The sequence below is a fragment of the Saccharopolyspora elongata genome, from assembly GCF_004348985.1.
Lineage (GTDB): Bacteria > Actinomycetota > Actinomycetes > Mycobacteriales > Pseudonocardiaceae > Saccharopolyspora > Saccharopolyspora elongata.
The window spans coordinates 56,853-74,000 of record NZ_SMKW01000033.1; the positions used below are offsets into that span (position 1 = coordinate 56,853).

General features: G+C 64.3%; 12 protein-coding genes and 1 pseudogene. 10 read left to right on the top strand and 3 right to left on the bottom strand.

The features are described from left to right. Nucleotides 1–22: 22 nt before the first annotated feature. The 4 genes and pseudogenes from E1288_RS50435 to E1288_RS23965 all read left to right on the top strand — a co-directional run. Nucleotides 23–337: pseudogene (locus tag E1288_RS50435) on the top strand (Crp/Fnr family transcriptional regulator); the annotation flags it as partial. Beyond that, a complete protein-coding gene (locus tag E1288_RS48945) occupies nucleotides 338–703 on the top strand; it encodes a helix-turn-helix domain-containing protein (protein ID WP_235883766.1) in 366 nt (121 codons plus the stop codon). A 109-nt stretch (nucleotides 704–812) separates the two neighbouring features. Continuing rightward, on the top strand, nucleotides 813–1,601 hold the full coding sequence (locus tag E1288_RS23960) for a hypothetical protein (RefSeq protein WP_132488682.1): 789 nt from the start codon (nucleotides 813–815) through the stop codon (nucleotides 1,599–1,601). Beyond that, on the top strand, nucleotides 1,598–4,165 hold the full coding sequence (locus E1288_RS23965; protein ID WP_132488684.1) for a hypothetical protein: 2,568 nt from the start codon (nucleotides 1,598–1,600) through the stop codon (nucleotides 4,163–4,165). The genes E1288_RS23960 and E1288_RS23965 overlap by 4 nt, the downstream gene beginning before the upstream one ends. Nucleotides 4,166–4,374: 209 nt before the next feature. Here the strand turns inward: E1288_RS23965 and E1288_RS23970 are convergent, their stop codons facing one another. Then, entirely contained in the window at nucleotides 4,375–4,722 is a 348-nt protein-coding gene (locus E1288_RS23970; protein WP_132488686.1) for a hypothetical protein, read from the bottom strand. Nucleotides 4,723–4,731: 9 nt separating this feature from the next. On the opposite strand from E1288_RS23970, the gene E1288_RS47125 reads away from it, so the two are divergent. From E1288_RS47125 to E1288_RS23980, 3 genes are all read left to right on the top strand, one after another. After that, the gene (locus E1288_RS47125) at nucleotides 4,732–4,875 is read left to right on the top strand and encodes a hypothetical protein (RefSeq protein ID WP_165968226.1); all 144 of its coding nucleotides are present in this window, start codon (nucleotides 4,732–4,734) and stop codon (nucleotides 4,873–4,875) included. Between the two features lie 99 nt (nucleotides 4,876–4,974). Continuing rightward, complete coding sequence (locus E1288_RS23975; protein WP_132488688.1) at nucleotides 4,975–5,853, top strand: tyrosine-type recombinase/integrase; 879 nt, start codon at nucleotides 4,975–4,977, stop codon at nucleotides 5,851–5,853. A 27-nt stretch (nucleotides 5,854–5,880) separates the two neighbouring features. Continuing rightward, nucleotides 5,881–6,291, top strand: coding sequence for a tyrosine-type recombinase/integrase (locus E1288_RS23980; protein WP_235883767.1), 411 nt, complete (start codon nucleotides 5,881–5,883; stop codon nucleotides 6,289–6,291). Between the two features lie 250 nt (nucleotides 6,292–6,541). Here E1288_RS23980 and E1288_RS23985 read toward each other — a convergent pair whose 3' ends face one another. Next, nucleotides 6,542–8,347 (bottom strand): N-acetylmuramoyl-L-alanine amidase, encoded by a 1,806-nt coding sequence (locus E1288_RS23985; RefSeq protein ID WP_132488690.1) that lies wholly within the window; start codon nucleotides 8,345–8,347, stop codon nucleotides 6,542–6,544. A 72-nt stretch (nucleotides 8,348–8,419) separates the two neighbouring features. Next, on the bottom strand, nucleotides 8,420–9,211 hold the full coding sequence (locus E1288_RS23990) for a class I SAM-dependent methyltransferase (protein WP_207954519.1): 792 nt from the start codon (nucleotides 9,209–9,211) through the stop codon (nucleotides 8,420–8,422). Between the two features lie 690 nt (nucleotides 9,212–9,901). On the opposite strand from E1288_RS23990, the gene E1288_RS48120 reads away from it, so the two are divergent. From E1288_RS48120 to E1288_RS24005, 3 genes are read left to right on the top strand one after another with little or no spacing between them, the layout of a single operon-like run. Then, the gene (locus E1288_RS48120; protein WP_207954520.1) at nucleotides 9,902–12,526 is read left to right on the top strand and encodes a PA14 domain-containing protein; all 2,625 of its coding nucleotides are present in this window, start codon (nucleotides 9,902–9,904) and stop codon (nucleotides 12,524–12,526) included. Continuing rightward, on the top strand, nucleotides 12,523–15,849 hold the full coding sequence (locus E1288_RS48125; RefSeq protein ID WP_207954521.1) for a PA14 domain-containing protein: 3,327 nt from the start codon (nucleotides 12,523–12,525) through the stop codon (nucleotides 15,847–15,849). Before E1288_RS48120 ends, E1288_RS48125 begins: the two co-directional genes overlap by 4 nt. Continuing rightward, nucleotides 15,846–16,751 carry a hypothetical protein gene (locus tag E1288_RS24005; RefSeq protein ID WP_132488692.1) on the top strand — a complete coding sequence of 302 codons (906 nt, stop codon included), beginning with the start codon at nucleotides 15,846–15,848 and terminating at the stop codon, nucleotides 16,749–16,751. Before E1288_RS48125 ends, E1288_RS24005 begins: the two co-directional genes overlap by 4 nt. The last annotated feature ends 397 nt before the right edge of the window (nucleotides 16,752–17,148 follow it).

A 17,148-nucleotide genomic window follows, 5' to 3' on the forward strand; every position in this document is an offset into this window, starting at 1 on the left:
GGTAGCCAGAGAGGCTGGCAGGGTGAACTTTCGAGAAAAAGTTCCCGATCAGGTTTGGCAAGATCTAATTCAGCGTAGCCAACGGCGGCTTTATCGGCGCGGCGTACCACTTCTGCGGCAGGGAGAATCGTCGACCTCGGTAATAGCCTTGACCGAGGGAACGGTGAAGGTAGTCCAATCCGTAGAGAGCGGTGAGACTCTTACGCTGATGCTCCGCGGCCCCGGAGAGGTTCTGGGGGAAATGGGAGCCATTTTGGATAGGCCTCGATCGGCTACGGTTAGCGCGGTCTCCGCGTGCGTTGGCCACGTAATGCCGGCTCATGCTTTCCGTGGGTTCATGGAGCGCCATCGGCTAGCGGATACGGTCTACCAGTTGGCAGTGGATCGCATGCAGGAGATTGAACGGCTACGCGCTGATCTTGTGAGCCTGACACCAGCTGCGCGAATAGCGCGGGTGGTGCTCCACCTGGCTATGGAAATCGGGCGTCCGGGCAATGACGGAATTCTCGTGGAACTGGGAATTCCGCGCGATGAGTTGGCCGTAATGGCGGCGATGAGCCGCTCAGTTGCGGTTCCTCTGCTGAGCCAACTGCAAGGAGCGGGCATTCTGGGCCTCGGTCGTGGCCGCATCACAGTTAGAGACCTGGGCCGCCTCCGGATAGCTGCTACAGGCCGAGTAGAGCCAGATTACCCAGTGATGTGACGTTCCTCACTGCCGAAGCGTCCGGTTCTAGACGGAAAGGCCTGCCAAGACACGCCAAGGTATCCGCAGATCGGACTGGGAGCCACAGTCAAGTAAAGGGGAACTGACCATGACGCCATCCTGGGAGACGCTATGGCCCTACCGCGCGGTGCTGGCAGTGGACGCGCGAGGTTTCAGCGCGCACACCAGCAAGACGATGCAGCAACTGAACGCAGACATCCAGCAGGTGCTGGCTCAGACGCTGTCTGCCATTGGCATGAGCGGCCGTTGGGAGCAGCGGATGTTCGGGCAGCACACGGGCGATGGGTACGTCGCCGGTCTTGAGCCGGAAGTTCTCCCTGGTCTGGTCGGATGTTTTCCGGAAGCTCTGCGACAGGTCTTGTCGGCATGGCGGAACGGCCATCCTGGCCAGCCCCCGCTACAGCTCCGGGTCAGCATCCATGTTGGCCCATTGCCAACCACTGGACTGGGTGTCCCTATGGTCCATACACATCGCCTACTGGACGATCAGGCTCTGAGAGATCTGCTGGCGCGGGCCAATCCGGAAGTCACCAATACGGTGATGATCATCTCCCAGCGAGTGTACGAGGACGTATTCCAAAGTGGCTGCGCGACCGGAGACACCCTCTCTAGCAACTTTTCCCGCCGCCTGGCAAGGGTCAAGACCTTTGAACAGCCGGCCTGGCTTCATGTGCCGGGCTTGGATTGGCGGCTCGCGGACCCTGCCATCTTCGAGACGCCCGATGCCGAACCTGCCTCTGAGGCCTTGCCGGCGCCTTCGGCTTCAGTGAGTGCGACTGCCGCTCCGGGCAGTGTGACTTTCACTCAGCACGGTCCCTACAGCATTTCGGGCTACTCGCAGAACATCAACAACACCTTCGGGGGGAATGGCAGGTGAACAGCGGTAACTACCGTGACGAGACTACGGGGAACACGCCTTTAGAAGGGCAGCAGCTGGAGGCTGGCACGAAAGGTGACGGCGATCGGTTTCGAAATAGCTGGTGGCCGCTGAAACGGAACCAATCCTTCCGTGATGCTCCAGAGCATTCCGATCAGCAGCCCGTGCCGCAGCGTTCAGAGATCGGCGCATCGGGCCTGGAGGGTTCGTACCCGAGGGGCGACTTTCCTGCCACGCCGAACGAGCATCCCCAAGCGCTGACCTCCGCATCGCACAACACCATTGGGGAGGACGACGACCTCACCGCCTTCGGTGTGCATGCGGCACAGCCAGCACAATCTCAGGAAGAGGCTGCTTCCGATCCTGGGAACGAAAGGCCAACGCATGGCCCTCATTGGGCTCCGAACCGGGCATTCAGTGCCGAGAGAGCTGACTGGTCAGATTCACGGCATTTTAGCCCGCTTGAGCCGGCAGAAGATGGCGAGAAGCGAAACCCATCGCAGCCTTCCGTAGCCATGGAAAATGGTCTCGCATCGGTCGGCCCGGAGATATCTCTGGGAAACTCCGGACAAGGTGAGTCGTGCTCGGCTGATCAAGCCAGCGGGCAAGTCAACGCCCAACAAGATGTTGAGGGCCGCCCATCAAAGGTGCCGACACATGTCTCATTTTTTTCCCAAGGAAATGGTTCGGGTCCCACTCATCAGGCCTTCAATCAGAACGTCAACAACTACTGGAAAGCGGATTTCGTCAGGAAGATTCCCGTTCCGGCCGCCGGCCTCGAAGCATGCTCCGATCGGCGCTTTGTGGAGCCGCGACAGGCTGGCCAGCTGGCAGACGCGGCCAGGGCTCTTGAGCTTCACGGCGTAGTAGTCCTTAAGGCGCCACCTGGCAATGGTCGTCGTACGGCGGCGCTGAGACTGCTGGCGACTCTGCGATCCGTCCGTGAGCCGCTGGCGCTTTTCGATCTTGAGCCCGAATGGTCCAAGCCCAGTGTCGAGTTGCTACCCAAGACCGTGGGTGAGGGCTACGTGCTCGATCTTTCGGAGTTCCCAGAGGGCGAGCCGGACGATCGCTTCGGTCGCGACTTGGCCAACTACGGCGCTGACGATAACCAAAAGGGCTGGTTCCTGGTAGTCCTCGCGAGCCCACAACATTGGAAGGGTTCTTGGTTCGAACCTACTTCCAATTTAACAGTGAGCCTGTCGTCGCCGGACGCGAAGCCGCTGGTTGAGCGCGAACTGTCGGCACGATCGTGCTTCGATCGCGTGGAGTGGCTTGCGCAGCCTGCCTTTGAGGAGATTTGGCGATCCAACCCGTCCGCCCAGGAGGCCCGCCGCCTCGGACGCATCATCGCCAACGCGGATCACCAGAACCTGCAAAAAATCGTAGATGAGTTCAAAGGCTGGCACGATCACATCGAAATGCTCCTGAATAAAGAGCCTAAAGGCCAAGGGCATCCCAGCCTTCTCTCTACCCGAGCCACGGTGTGGGCTGGTGCGCTGCTCCACGGAGGACAGTCCCGATCAGTCCTCAAGGCTGCGGACGCGTTGCTGGAGACACTGGAAATTTCGCGCACGCCGGCAGAGGTACTGGCGGACGCCACGTCGTCGCGCCGTCTGCAGGCCGCCAGCCTGAGCCTACGGGGCGACCAGGCGTTCCATCAGGAGGACAAACACGACCTCGCACATGCCATTCTGCAGAATCTCTGGGAGGAGTTTCCCACCCAACGTGAGCTTCTTCGTTCGTGGGCGGTATCGGTAGCAGCGGACCCGTCGATCCCCGATGAGGACGCCGAACTGATCACAAAGATGTTGCTGCGCCTCTCGACAGCCCGTCGCGATGGCGACATCTTGGATAGCATTGGCTCAGGGATTGTCGGTCGACGCCGTCCCTTGGCTGTCGAGGCTTTGACCGATGCGGCGCTCGATCCGCAGATCGGTGCCTATGTCAGAAATCGTCTCTATTTGTGGGCTAAGCAGGGCAAAGAGGAGAGTGAGACGCTCAAACTTGTCGCAGAGGTCTGTGGCGGGCGGTTAGGCGAGGAACTCCCTGAGATAGCCTTGACGCGACTCCGTTGGGTCGCGGGACGCGCTCCTCTCGGGTCCCGGACGGTCGCTGATGCGTTCAGCTGCCTCGTGACGACCCGGCCCGATGAAGTCCGCAAGGCAATGGATACCTGGTTTGACAACGACAAGCTGAAGTGGCAAGCGTTTGTCGTGTTTCTTGCGCTCGCATCCAGTGATCCCGGCATCGAATTTCTTCTCCAAGGTGTCGAGGATGCAAATGGTCGTCGGCGCTTCGTCGCGGGATGGCAATGGCTACTGGCCCAGGAAGCGGATAGGGAGGTTGTGAATCGCCAACTGGACAAGTGGGAGAAGCGCGCGGAACAGGGGAGTCTGTCGCGAGAGCTGCTGATCGATTTGTTTGCTGATGTGTACGAACCGGAGATTTACCGTGGCGGGCTCAACCGATTCTTCTCCGACACCCGCGACTTTTTCAGGTCTTTCTGGGGTCAGGTTCTGGACGAGGCAATTTATCGCAACCGTCGTCGTCGTGAAGGGTGAGCAGAGCACCAATGTGGAACCTGCGGCGCTATCCGTGGACGCGCGTTGCGTGCACATGGCAGTCCAACCTTCCGGGAGTCCGTTTCGTTGCCACGGGCAGACTGGCGTACGCGCCCTCAGCGGAGCTGCGTGAGAAAGGCCGCGCTGCAGGGCGGGCGGCTGCAAGGTTGGCACTCGACGCTGCCGCCAGTGCTATCACTTCTCGACACTCACCGGCCCAGTTTCAGGTAGCTCAAGAGGAGTTGGCGCTGGCTTTCGCGCGATGGACCGAAGTCGATGGCCACCCCCACCTGAAGGTGAAGGCCCGTATCGCCCTGGGCCTCACCCCGGACGATCGCGCTCGTGCACAATCGTTTGAGGATGCACGGCGTGAGGAACGTCTTCGACAAGAAATCCATCGCGAGCGGCTGATACACCTTCGCGATGCTGTGTTCGCCGACCCAGTCCTGGCACGATCCTGGTGGCTTGATCGCCAGAGAAATGCGCTCATCCAGATGTCTTGGAGGGACTTCAACGAGAAGGTTCTTTCGTCGGTTGGGGCTGTGGATGACACCCACTCCCGGGCGATGCGAGTTGCTCACGTGCTGGCCGGGGTCATGGAAGACCTCGGAACCGACCCAGGGCGGCAGAAGCAGTTCATCGCGACCGCCCGCGTGGTCCTGGAACAGATGGGTTGGAATTCCACTGCGGAGAAGCTGCCGCAGGATTAGTCACCGTCCCGCGGCCGAGTCGAGGTCTGCCAGGGCAGCCTCCAGCGGACGTAGGCCGGGGATGCTGAGCACTGATGGCGTCAGCGGCGAAGGTATCTGGTGAGCTTGGGAAGTCCGGATTATGTCGACGACAACCATCGCTTATCCATGGTTTATGGCCCGCTGCCCGGCGTGGTGAGCCGCGATGAGTCACATGGCGAGATTGGTATCGCCGCAGCTCAGCGCGATCAGGTACGCTGCAGCACGGCAAGCTCTGGAATCGAGCAGCTGCAGAAGTCCCGGGCTCGACTGACCGTCGACTTCAGGTTCCGTGACGTGGCTGAGGTATGGCTGGGCAAGGTCGCGCAGCGCCGAGCGGCGACGACCCGCGACACCTATGAGCAGACCTTGAAGAGCGTCGTGCTCGACCGGATCGGCGACCTGCGTCTGCGGGAGATCAGCATTCCGGTCCTAGAAGAGTTTTTCGAGAAGCTCGAAGCGGACGGGTATTCGGCGAGCTACCGGCGATCGGTCCGCACGACCGTCCGGGGCACCCTCCAGGTGGCCGTTCGCTATGGGCTGCTGGGCAGCAATCCGGTGCGGGAGGTCAGCCCGATCGAGGGCCGTCCGCGGAAGGTCCGCACGCTCACCACGGACGAGAGGCGTCGGCTGTTCGAGGGCATGGACAGGTTCGTCGTCGAGAGCTGCTACTCCAGCGGGTCGGATCTCCCGGACCTCGTCCGGTTCCTGCTTGGGACCGGCTGCCGCATCGGAGGAGCCGTGGCGGTGCGGTGGAAGGATGTCAATCTCACCGACAAACCCGTGGTCGTTGATGGCACGGAAATTCCGCCATGCTCAGTCTGGATCAACGGCAACATCGTCAACGTCAAGGGCAAGGGTTTGGTCCGGCACAACGGCAAGACGGAGAACGCCGTCCGCATGGTTGCCCTGCCCGAGTTCGTTGTCACGATGCTGACGGTGCGGTGGCTCATTGTGTGATCGGCAGCCCAGGCGGAGCGGCTCCGTGTGGACCCGCGCGGGACGCTCGACCAGGCGGACAGGCAGGAGCATCCGGCTGGGGGAGCGGAGGGCACTGTTCAGGTCGAGCGCGGCCAGGCGTTCATGGCCGACCGTCTCGAGGAGTCTGTGTTCCCGTCCCGAACGCTGGGGTGGAAGAACCCGAACAACGTGCGGCGCGGCTGGCGAGTGATCCGGGAGGCGATCGGTCTCGGGTGGGTCACGCCGCACGTGTTCCGGAGGACGGCTGCCACTCTGCTCGATGATGCGAAGCTGACCGCACGTCAGATCGCCGACGTCTTGGGCCATTCCCGGCCGTCGATGACCCAGGACCACTACTTGGGGCGTGGATCGGTCCATCCGGCAGCTGCAGCTGCCCTAGACTCCGCCTTCCGGCAAGCGAGCAGGATGCCGCTGTGACGTCGGGTTCGCCTTGCGTCGCGACAAAGCCCTTTTCTCGCCACAACCCTCTCAGCCCACACCCGTTCAGGCGGTTAGGCAAACCCGTAGAGACTCCGGCGGCTCGACGTGACGCCCTCGCGACTTTGGAAGCCCGACTTGGGTGTCACGGTGGTCAGTACCGACACTTTGCCGTGAGCAGGGTGTCCCAGCGTTGGTCGTGGGCGCGAACAGCCTGCCCGCGGCCAACGCTCTGCAGACACAGCCCGCGTCACTGACGGTATGCGGTGGTGGTTCCGGTGGTGGCGTTCCATTCGATGTAGCCGCCTTGGAAGTCGATTCGGCGTCCGGCGGGCACCGGGTATTCGTTGCTGGTGGGGTAACCCAGCCAGGACGTTTCCCAGCCAAGAGCGCTCCAGCGCTCCCGGATGGCTCCGTAGACGAGGTGGGCGCCGGTGGTGGGTGTCCAGTAGATGGAGGCGTTCTTGGTGAAGTGGTTGTAGCGGCCGAGTCCGTCGGGTGTGCCCAGTTCGTCGGTGGCGGGGTAGCCGGCGGGGCCTGTTTCCCAGCCGCTGGCGGCCCAGGCGTTGCGGATGGCTCCGTGGACGGCGTGCGCGCCGGTGTCCGGCGTCCAGTAGATCGAGGCGTCATGGGTGAAGTGGTTGAAACGGCCGATCGTGTCCGGCGTGGCCAGTTCGTCGGTGGTGGGGTAGACGCCCGCGGTCGGTCCGCCGAGCCGGTGGTAGGTGGCGTGGATGTCGCCCTTGACCCAGTGCGCTGCGAGGTCGCTGCGCCAGGCGATGGTGGAGAAGCCGCTACCGAACACCGTGGCTCGGCCGCCCTCAGGCCAGTTGGTTTCCACAGCGTAGACCGGGCCTGCCGCGTTCTCGCCACCGACTGTTTGCCATTTCTGGTGGATTGGCCCGCTGCGCCAGTCCCCGGCCAGTTGCGCGGCGCGGTCGCGGACCGATCCGAGGGAGTTGTAGCCGAAGTTGCCGGGGCAGCTGGTTCGTCCGACGTCGCGGTGGGCGAAGATGGTGGGCAGCGTGACCGGCGTTCCTGCGGCGTACTTCGAGGTGCCACCGCCGGCGCTGACGAGTGTGACGCTGCCGAGCGGATCGACGTAGCTGTTGGCGATCTTCCACGCGATCATTTGTGACACGGATTCCAACATCTCCGTGCTGGGCGAGACCGCGTCGTAGTCACCGATCATCGAGATGCCGAAGACGTGCCGGTTGAATCCACCGGTGTGGGCGCCGATGGCAGGCAGGTGCAGGCCGCCGGTGCGGCCTTCGAAGATGGTGCCGCACTTGTCGACCAGCGCGTTGTAGCCGATGTCGCCCCATCCGTTGGTCACCGAGTGGTAGTAGTAGATGCCGCGCACCAGTGCTGGGGATTGGTCGCAGGTGTAGTCGTTGCTGTCGGCGGTGTGGTGCAGCGCGGCGGCCTTGACCGTGGTCGCGTATTCCGGGGCCCAGGTCATCAGTGATTCATCGGCACCCCACTGCGCGCGCGTGACGACCGTCGGCATGGTGGAGACGCTGCTGCCCGCGGCGGAGAGCTGGCTGATCTGGGTGTCGTTGGTTGAGGTCCCCGGGTCGATGGCGACCAAGGTCAGCTCGTCGGTGGCCGGTCTGCCCGCCCGCACGGCGCGGACCTGAACGCGGGTGGCGGGCCCGGTCCACAGCGGTTCAGTCGTCTTCGGCGACTGGCGGCGGTCCGGACCACCGTCCTGCTGGTCCAGGGTCTGCCAAGAGCTCCACGAACCGCGCACCGACCGGGTGCGGAGTTCGATCGAGTCGGGCTCCGCGCCCTGCCAGGTCAGGCCGACGAGCGAGAACTGCCGCCGTGGCGCGGCTTCCCGCATGTCAGCCGGGGCTCCCGGTGGCCGCTCCGCATCGGCCAGCGGGACCTTCTCCGCTCTCGGGGTGACCGGGTTGGCAGCGGGCAGCGCCGCCGGATGAACGGTTTTCTCCGCGAGTACGGCTGGAGTCGCCTGGGCTTGGGGAAGGCCACGGACCGACAACGCCAAGACGATGGCGAAGAGGGCGATTCTCGGGCGACGATTCGTCGTCATTGCTACCTCGGCAGGTCAGAACCAAAGAACAGCAGTATTTTTCGCGAGCGACTACCTCAGAACCGCTGTGGCTCAGTCGGTTCGGGTGGCGGTAAGGGCGAGTGCCGGGCCGTGGGGGTGATCGGGGGTGTCGAAGCCGATGTTGGTGACCGTCCAGCCGAAGTGTTCGAGGGCGGCGAGCAGGTCGGCACGGGTGAGCCAGTTGCTGTAAGGGGCGCTGCCGCCGCAGAACCCGTTGCGGTGCAGGGCTTCTGCGTAGTCGAAACGGTGCAGGGTGTGTGTGAAGCCCTGGTGGGTGGCCGGTTCGTGGCTGGGGAAGCGTGGTGCGAGCAGTTCGCTGCGGGTGATGACGTCTTCGTCGTAGACGTGGGTCCACAGGAAGAGCTTGGTGGCGACTTTCGCGGTGAGCGCGATGGTTTCGACGGGGTTGCGCATGTGGTAGAGCACGCCGCTGGCGAAGCAGATGTCGAAGCGCTCATCGGTGTCGCGGAGGTACGGTGTGAAGTCACCCAGCAGGAACCGGGCCCGGGGCATGCCGAGCAGTTCCTTGGCGATGAGGCATTTCAGGTAGGCGCGGCCCTGCGCCTCGACAGCGACGATGTCGGCACCGGCGGTGTGGAGCTGGTAGGTGTGCCCACCTTCGAGCGGTCCGAGTTCGAGCACGCGACTGCCTGCCACACCACCGAAGCACTCGATGGCCCAGGAGACGCGGGCGTCGTCGAACAGCGGAAGGGGGCCCGCCTGGACGTGCTGCAGCGGCGCGGGCAGCTGGGAAGACCACTCGCCGGTAAACACGTCGACGGCGTTCTGCGGTGAGGGCGCACTGGTCACGTACTCGTCCAGGATCGACGGCGCGGCCAACACCGGGGCTTCCGGTGACGGTGGCGTGGATGTGCGAGACCTGCGAATGAGCGAACGCACGGCCTGGCCCTTTCTGCTCCTGGTCAGCAGCGGCCAGGTATGCGGTTGTCGTTCGGTGCTGCCATGGCACCGAAAACTGGGGTGTCGCGGCCTCTATCGACGCGACCGCATCGGGCGTTACTCGAAAAACCCTCTCCTGCAGGATCTTTCGTTTTCGACACATGCGTGGCCGTCCACGATGGCCGTTACGTAACGCGTCGGCGACGTCGCTGTCAGCTATCACCCTTTTGTCGTATTGGTGTTCCGATGGTCAGCTGGTGAAGATTTGAGCGCTTTCTTGGCGCGGGCTGTGGGGTCTGCACCGATTCTTCGAGGAGTTTCGGAATGGTCCCTGCTCGTCCTGGTGCTGACGCGCGCTCTCGTGTCCGCCGGTACTTTTCTCGTTGGCTTGCCGTTCTTCTCGTGTTCGCGGTCGGTGTCTCGATCGTCGAGGTCGTAGTGCCGCCTGCGGTGGCGTCGGCCGCGCCGGATCCTGCACGCGATCCGCGAGAGAATCCGATGCTGCCCGGGCATCCTGCGGTTAACGAAATTTCTCCTGGCGGGACCGATGCCGACTTCGGACCGTTGACCGGGCGCGATGGATACGCGGGGTCCCGGTTCGATCCGGCGCGATCGAAACCGGTGTCGCGGTCGATGTTTCTCGAGGAGTGGGAGAACCCGGACGGGACCCGGACGGTGCGGCAGTCGACGGTGCCGCTGAACGTCCAGGACGCGGCGGGGCAGTGGCAGCCGGTGGACACCACCCTGCAGCGCGACCAGCGATCGACACGGGCACACGCGCAGCGGCATGTGCTGCATCCCTCGGTGGCAGCCAAGGCCAACGACCCGGCAGTGGTCGCCGTAGAGGTCGAGGGTAAGAAGGCGTCGTTATCGCTGGAACAGGCCGCGGACCGACCGGCGCGACTCGACCGGGACACCGCGACGTTCTCCGATGTCCAGCCGGACACGGACCTGACCTACGAGATCACGCCAGGCGCTGTGAAAGAGACCATCGTCCTCAAACGTCAGGGCAGGTCGTCGTGGCGTTTCCGCCTGAATACCGAGGGTCTCACGCCTGAGCTGGATGCTGTCGGTGGTGTGTTACTCAAGGACACCGGTGGTGTGGTGAAGGTGGTCCTGCCGCCGATCGAGGTGTGGGATTCCTCCGGCAGCGGCGACAAGGCACCCGCGATGACCGGCGGTCGCTACGAGCTGAGCCAGGACGGGCCGCAGTGGTTCCTCACCGTCGTGGTCGATGAGAAGTGGCTGCAAGCGCCGCAGCGGCAGTACCCGGTGTTCGTGGACCCGACGATGTCGTTCGGTGTGATCGATTCGCGTGCTTACCGCTCTGATGGGGATGAGTGCGTCAACTGCGGGCTGCGTATCGGTAACAGTCAGGCGGCGGGGGATACCTACAACCGCAGCGTGTTCAAAGTGGACTACTCGCCGCTGTTCGGCAAGACGGTGGTGGGTTCGCGCCTGGACGTCTGGAAGGTGCCCGGCTACGTCGGGTCGGTGAAGTCGTGGAACACCGACCTCTACCATGCCTCCGGTTTCGACTTCAACGGCGTGGGCGGCTACGTCGCCAGCACCTACGTGGGCGACACCGGCCAGTTCTCCGGGGAGGGCCTGACCGGGTTCATCCGCTACCTCGTGGAGCGGGGAGACCCGACCGCATGGTTCATGCTCATCGGCCACGAGCAGGCCGGGGTGTGGACCTACAAGCACCTCGACGCGACACTGCTCGTTGATGTGGGATCGGCGCCGCCGGCCGCCCCGCTGGTCGCACCGGCGGACAACGCGACGGTGACGACTACGACTCCGACCTTGCAGGTGGGGGCCGTGTCGGATGCCGATGGGGAGGCGGTGAAGTACTGCTTCCGCGTCGCCACAGGCCCGGACGCCAAGACCGGAGTGGTGGTCGAGTCCGGCTGCCTGGACACACCACAATGGACGATACCGCCGGGGGTGTTGCAGGACGGTGTGGCCTACACCTGGCAGGTCACCACAGTGGCGAACCTGACCAGCACGACCTCGTCCTGGGTGGGGCATGTCAAGGTCGATCTGCGCATCGGTGACCACGGCCCGTCCCCGACCGACGATGTCGGACCGGTCGAAGTGGACCTGGCCAACGGCAACGTTTCCACCCAGGCGTCGTCGCCGACGTTCACCACGGTCGGCGGCACCGCGGGTGTGTCGTTCTCCTATAACTCGCAGCAGACCGATCCGAAGGGGCTGCGCGCGTCGTACTTCAAGGATCTCAACCGCAACACGGTGATCGACGACGGCGTGCAACCGACGCTGATGCGCACCGAACCGCAGGTCAACGTCGACTGGGGCACGGCCTCACCGTTCGCCCCGGCGCTACCGGCGGATGACTTCATCGTCCAGTGGAACGGCTTCTTCCAAGCGCCGGCGACCGGCAGCTACCTGTTCGCCGGGGTACACGATGACAAGACCACGGTGTGGATCAACGGTACCCAGGTGTATCTCGGTGAGGGCCCCAGCGATGTGAACTGGGCCCAGGCCACGGGTGTGTCGTTGACGGCGGGGCAGCGGGTGCCGATCAAGGCCGAGCTCGCGGAGAAAGCCGGTTCGGCGCGGTTGCGCTTGTTCGTCAAGACCGCCGACGACGTGACGGTGCCGTCGCAGATCGTGCGCTCGGACTGGCTCTACACCGAAGACCTCCCGGCGCTGTCAGAGGGCTGGACGCTGTCGGCCGATTTGGATGGCAACGGCGGCAGCTACGTCTCCGCGCAGGTCGCCGACCAGACGGTCGTCCTGACTGACGCGACGGGTGCCAAGCACACCTGGACCAAGGCCGCCACCGGCGGCTACACCCCACCCGCCGGGGAAGACGGCGTCCTCTCGTTGGACACCGCCGGGCGCGTCACCCTGACCGACGGCGGTGAGGTGTTCGTCTTCCGCGCCGACGGGAAGCTGGAGTCGCAGAACTCCGTCGCAGACTCCCGCAAACCCGCTGCGCTGCAGAACATCTACGACGGCAGCCCGGTGCGCCTGCGGGAGATCAAGGACCCGGTCTCGGGGCGCTCCCACGTGCTGCACTACAACCGGCCCGGCGACGACTGCTACGGCGGAACACCAGTGCCGCCTGGCGGGGACGCGTTGCCGCCGGCGCAGATGCTATGCCGCATCACCTACTGGGACGGCACCGAAACCCGCCTGTGGTACGTGGCCGGAAAGCTCTCCCGAATCGAAGACCCCGGCAGCGAACTCAAGACTTCGGCTACAGCCCCACAGCCGGCAAGATCGACGTGATCCGTGATCCGCTTGCCAACGACTGGATCGCCGTGGACCCCGCGACGCGCGAGTCGAGCACCGAGGTGTTCACCGCCATCAACTACGACACCGCTACGGGCAAACCGAAAGCCACGTCGGTGACCCAACCTGCACCCGCATCCGGCCAGGCCCGGCCCGCGCACACCTACCGCTATGTCAACGGCGGTGAGACTCAGGTTGATGTCGCCGGGCTGGCTCCGGCGTCGGGCTTTGCGCGGAAGGTCACCTTCGACGCCGGGTACCGGAAGCTGACCGACACCGACGCGACCGGCAAGACCAGTCGGCAGGAGTGGAACGTCAAGGACCAGGTTGTCGCCGCGATCGATCCGGCGGGCCGCAAGACGACGACGATCTACGACCACGCCGACCGGCCCACCGACACCTACGGGCCCGCGCCCGAATCCTGTTTCAACGGCCTGGCCCCCACGGCGGCGTGCGCCTCCACTGTGGACCACAACCGCACCGAATACGACGGCGGAATCAACAGCCTCGCGGTGTCTCTCTATGACAACCGTGAACTCGCCGGAGCGCCCAAGGTCTACGTCACCGGAATCGGCACCGCGGATGGGAGTTTCGCCCGCAACCTCGGCAGTGAGGCACCCGTGCCGGGGTTCCCGGCCGACCACTTCTCCCTGCGTGCCACGGGCGAGATCGTCTTCCCGCAGGCCGGGACGTACACGCTGCGGGTGCTGGCCGATGACGGGGTGCGGCTGTGGGTGGACGACCAGATCGTCATCGACGACTGGCGCAACACCACCGCAGCCTGGCGGCAAGGCAACGTCACCAGCCCGACCGCGGGCGCGATCAAGCGCATTCGTGTGGAGCACTACGAGTACGACCTCACCGCGCAGTTGGAGCTGCACTGGACCACGCCGTCCGGTCTCCAGCAGGTCGTGCCCGGCACCCAACTCCGTCCGCGCTACGGGCTGACTACCTCGGCCACCGAGGACGAATCAGGCGGGGTGCCCAACAAGGTCGCCACTACCCGCTACAACGACAACGGCGTGGACCCCATCTACGGGCTGGCCACCGCCACCGTCGCCGACCCGGGTGGGTTGAACCTGACCGCTGGGGCGGCCTATGAAACTCCCGGCACCGGGTATTTGCGGCGCACCAGCAAAACCATGCCCAGCGGCGTGCAAAGCGGAACAGTCTACTATGGAGACGCCGAGGCACGGGACAACCCGTGTACCCCCGCGGTTGACCTAGCCAACCAGGGCGGCCTGCCGAAGCTCACTACGTTGCCGGCACCAGCGACCGGCCCCGCCCGGGTGGACGAGCAGGTCTACGACGCCTCCGGCCGCACCGTCGCCGAAGCGGTCAACGGCACGTGGATCTGCACCCGCTACGACGCCCGTGACCGGGTCATCGAGAAGACCTACCCCGCCAACCCCGCGGCTGCGGCGCGCGCCGTCACCACCAACTACGCCGCTGGCGGCGACCCGCAAACCACCACGGTCACGGATTCCACGGGAACCATCACCGCCCGCGTGGACCTGGTGGGCCGCACCGTGCTCTACGTCGATGTGCACGGCACCCGCACCGAAACCAGATACGACCAAGCAGGCCGCGTCACCAGCGAGATCGTCACACCACCCGATATCGCCGACTCGCCGCAGACCACGGAGTACCGCTACGACGACGCGGGCCGCGTTCTGGAAGTCAAGCTGCTGGCCACGGTCAACGGAGCCCCCACCACCACGGTGCTGGCGATGCCGGGCTACGACGCCGCCGGCGAGCTGGCCTCGGTCAACTACGGCAGTGGCACCTCCCTGACCGCGATCGGCAAAGACCAAGCCGGCCGGGGCACGTCGTTGACCTGGCGCAAGCCCGACGCCACCCAGGTCGTCTCCACGGTGACCCGCAGTCGAGCGGGCACCATCACCGACGAAACCCTCGCCGGAGTCGATGCCCGACCCACTGGCCCGAACTACCTCTACGACGCCGTCGGACGCCTCACCGACGCGTGGGTGACCGGACACCACTACACCTATGACTTCACCACCGCACCCACCGGCTGCCCGACCGGAACCCAACCCAACGCCGGTACCAACACCAACCGGCTACGTCTGATCGATGCCACGGGTACCGGCACGACCGAGACCGGCTACTGCTACGACGCCGCCGACCGCATCCTGGCCACGACCGGTGCAAATCCGGTCACCGGCATCACCTACGACGACCACGGCAACACCACCCAACACATCCAGGGCGCGGTCACCACTCAGCTCGGTTGGGACAGCGCCGACCGAAACCTCACCGCCAGCACCACCAGCACGAACCCCGCTGACGTGGCGCAGGTGACCTACGGCCGCGACGCCACCGACCGCATCACCCGCCGCGACACCACACAAGGCGACACCCCCGCCGCGGTGCTCTACAGCTACACCGCCGACGGCGACACCGCAGACCTCGTCCTCGACGCCAACAAGCGGGCTGTCTCCCGCACCATCTCCCTGCCGGGCGGTGTGCTGTGGACCGCCACCCTCGACGCCCAGGGCAACACCACCGCGCGCTACGACCACCCCACCGTCCGCGGCGACCTCACCTTGAGCACCGACGCCGCGGGTGTCCAACTCGGCGACCTGCGCACCTACACTCCCTTCGGCGAACCGTTGACAGCGGCGGGTGTTGTCGATCCGGACAACGTGCCGGACAACCAAACCGGGCAACTCGACTACGGCTGGCTTGGCCAGCACCAACGCCCCTACGAACACGCAGGAGCGTTGTCCCTGGTCCAGATGGGAGCCCGTCCCTACTCGCCCCTGCTCAGCCGGTTCCTCTCCGTCGACCCCGTCGAAGGCGGCTCCGCCAACGACTACGACTACACCAACGCCAACCCCATCAACACCACCGACCTCGACGGCCGCTGCCCCCCGTGCGCGGCCGCGGCTGCGGCCGCAGGCGCCATCCCAGCCAGTGCCTTCATCGCTGTCGGCGCGATCGTCGTCGGTGCCTTCGGCGTAGCGATGGCGAGCCGGCACTCCTTCGCGATGCCCGCAAGGTGGACAAGCAACCGCCGCTCGCTCAGCTTCAAAGGCCGCTCCTACGGATACCGGATCACCTACGGTAACGGCAAGACGTGGAAGTACGGCATTACTTCCGGTAGCAACCCCTACGCGAGGCCAAATAGGCAGCTGAGGACTTGCATGCGTCAAATGCGCTCGGAGTGTAAGGTGGGACGCCTGAAAGGCCCCTTCCCAACCAAGTGGCAGGCCAGAATGTGGGAACACGCCCGGATCATGCACTACAAGCGGATCCACGGTGTTTGCCCGCCTGGCCAACGGAAGAGTTGTCGATGAGTGAAATCAGTGAGATTGCGGTAGTCAACGGCATTCCTGGACTACGTGAGGGGGAGAAATGGTCCGATGCGTGGTGGACGGGAAACATGTCGGGCGGTCTCCCCTATCCGGTTCTCAACGCTGTCTCGCGGGCACTGAACACCAGTGTCGATGTCCGTTCCTGGATGGGGAAGTACTACGGGAAGGGCGACATTACCATCATTCTGGACTTTCCGTGGCGTGAAGAGAATCCTGACTTCATCGTGCCAGATGGCGCTCTGGGAAGAGATGAATACGGATACTCGTGTAATGTTCACGTCCCCCCGGAGATGGCTGCCGAGTCTGATCCCGGGACTGTTTTCGCGTGGCTGTACTCGAAAGGCTTGGAGGCGCTTGAACACATAGGGAAAAAAACCAGACTGGGAAGGCCTCTGTACGGGGCTCACATGGATCTTCCGTTGGAATTCGCGCCCGAATCCGGTGCTGTCAGGCTCGTCGCACTTCCTCGGCTGGTGAAGAAGATCGCTAACCTGGACGACGAGCAGAAAGCTGTTCTTGTTCCTGTCGACAAAATGCGCGGGGCTGATGCTTGGGCGGTAGACCTGGGCGCGGTTTCTGCGGTCGTTCCGCGGTCTGTACGTGGCCGAGCAGAGTTCGTCGAGCCAAGAGTCAGGGCGAGCGGTGTGTTGCCAAAGGAGCAGGGAACCTGGGGGCATTTCCGGATCAACTCAGAAGGCTTGAGCTACCGATCTGTTGTGAAGGACCTCAAGCTTCTGGAACGCTGGGCGATCTATCAGCTGTCCTGCGAGGTCGTTGATGTGGGCCGCGTCAACCACGTGTACTGGATGACAATCGCACCAAGCCGGGAGCCGCGTCCACGAAAGAACGTCTCCTCCGAGCTAAGCAGATCCCAGGACGTCTAGGGTACGGAGTGTCTGCACAGTACGTGCGCGGGCGAGTCTGCTGCCGGCCTCGTCCCAGCTTCGAGGCATTGCAACGTGCAGTGGAGCATGGGGCTGGGTCCTGAGCTCGAGGCCTCCTCCTCCCTACTCATGGCCATGGCTGGCCGCTGCCACGGCAGCCGGTCGGAGATCCGGTACATGGCCAACCGTGCTTCGAGCTCCTGCGAAGCCATGACTTATCCATGGTTTATGATCCGCCGCGTGGCATGCTGAACTGCGGTGAACCACGTGTCGGCGTCGGTATAACCGCAGCTCAGCGCGATCAGCTACACTCCAGCACGGCTAGCGGTCAAAACGTCCAAGTGTCGGTTCGAACCCGACCGGGGGCACTCATCATCCCAGGTCAGAGCCCTGTGGA